This window comes from Arthrobacter sp. SPT-J7 (assembly GCF_059089965.1).
The window spans coordinates 1-490 of the sequence record NZ_JBNHFF010000559.1; the positions used below are offsets into that span (position 1 = coordinate 1).

Consider the following 490-nt stretch of genomic DNA (forward strand, 5'->3'; position numbering starts at 1 on the left):
GTGGGCCCAGTAAACGAACGACGGCGCCTGCCCCGCGGAGGGACAGGCGCCGTCGTTGTTTCTGATTGAGTTAATGTGCTTGTGCGAGCTGGTACGTCGCCTGGATTTCTGCACCCCAGTACGGCCCGTAGAGGACCTTGGGGCCCTTGTTGTACCCATAGCTGTTGACGGAATTCTGCGGGCCTCCCGGGCCGGAGCCGATGAACCACGGGCCGCCTGACGAACCGCCGTTCATGTCGCACGGAATGCCTTGGGTTTTGAAGCCGGGGTTGGTGGTGTCACGGCTGGCCGTGCCGGTGCAGCCTTTGAGGGTCTCGCCGTTGAACGGGCTGGAGGCGGGATAACCGTAGGACGTGTAATACAGCCCGTAGTCCTGGTTGAACGCTAAACCGGATCCGCCAACCACGTCAGTCAGGGGCCGGCCGCCGGCGTCCGGAGCCATCACGGCGAAAGCGGTGTCGTACGCCATGTTGCCGCCGGAGCTCCACTG

At 63.9% G+C, this 490-nt stretch carries 1 protein-coding gene; it reads right to left on the reverse strand.

Annotation, left to right across the window (positions count from 1 at the left end; translation table 11 throughout):
- Window positions 1–70: 70 nt before the first annotated feature.
- Window positions 71–490: trypsin-like serine peptidase (locus AC5RWX_RS34260; protein WP_494100572.1), on the reverse strand; the 420-nt coding region annotated here is incomplete at its 5' end.